The following is a 998-nucleotide window of genomic DNA, read 5'->3' as shown; positions in this document are numbered from 1 at the left end:
TGAACCGCCCCGGTGAGTCCGGAGACTTATCGGTATGACAGCCCGGCGGGTTGCTGGGCTGGTTGTTGAGAGTAGTAGGCGGTCTCCATCTCCGCGGGAGGGATATCGCCGCAGTAGCGGTAGAGCCGCCGGTGGTTGAACCAATCGACCCATTCGGCGGTAGCGAATTCGACGTGGTCGACGCTGCGCCACGGTCCGCGCGGTTTGATCAGCTCGGTCTTGTAGAGGCCGTTGATCGTCTCGGCCAGGGCGTTGTCATACGAGGATCCGACCGCCCCGACCGACGGCTGGATCCCAGCCTCGGCCAACCGCTCGGAGAACGCAATGGACGTATATTGCGAACCCCTATCTGTATGGTGCACAACATCTTTCACATCCCATCCGGCCCGCTCGCGGGTCCAGATGGCATGCTCGATCGCGTCGAGCACCAGCGAGGTCGTCATCGACGTGGCGGTTCGCCAGCCGATGATCCGGCGCGCGTAGGCGTCGATCACGAACGCGACGTAGACCCAGCCCGACCACGTCGACACATACGTCATGTCCGCCACCCATAACCGATTCGGTGCCGACGGCGCGAAGCGACGCTGCACCAAATCCGCCGGCCGCGGCGAGGCGGGATCGGGCAAGGTGGTGCGTTTGACCCGGCCACGGACAGCGCCGCGCAATCCGAGTTCACGCATCAACCGCTCGACGGTGCAGCGGGCCACTGGATGGCCCTCCCGGTTCAGCTGCAGCCATACCTTTCTCGCGCCATAGACCCCGAAGTTCTCCGAATGAACGCGTGTGATCTCCACCTTCAGTTCTTCGTCACGGAGTTCCCGTCGCGCCGGAAGGCGTTTGCGTTGCTCGTAATACGTTGATGGGGAGGCTTTTACGCCGAGTTCGCAGAGCGCGGCGCAGATCGACTCGACACCCCAGACGAGGCCACCGCTTTCACGGTGGCCTTGGTGTTCGGTGATGAACCGAACGATCAGCGCTGGGGCCGGTCGATCTCGGCG

The 998-nt window shown here is 63.6% G+C and carries 1 protein-coding gene; it reads right to left on the bottom strand.

Annotated elements, in window-relative coordinates; translation table 11 throughout:
* Positions 1–26 precede the first annotated feature (26 nt).
* Positions 27–998, bottom strand: a 972-nt coding sequence (locus tag A5789_RS17805) for an IS3 family transposase (RefSeq protein ID WP_082940784.1), incomplete at its 5' end; no start/stop codon positions are given.

Source organism: Nocardia sp. 852002-51101_SCH5132738, from assembly GCF_001665695.1.
Taxonomy (GTDB): Bacteria; Actinomycetota; Actinomycetes; order Mycobacteriales; family Mycobacteriaceae; genus Nocardia; species Nocardia nova.
The sequence above is the reverse complement of the archived record's forward strand: the minus strand, read 5'-3'. Positions and strand labels throughout refer to the sequence as shown.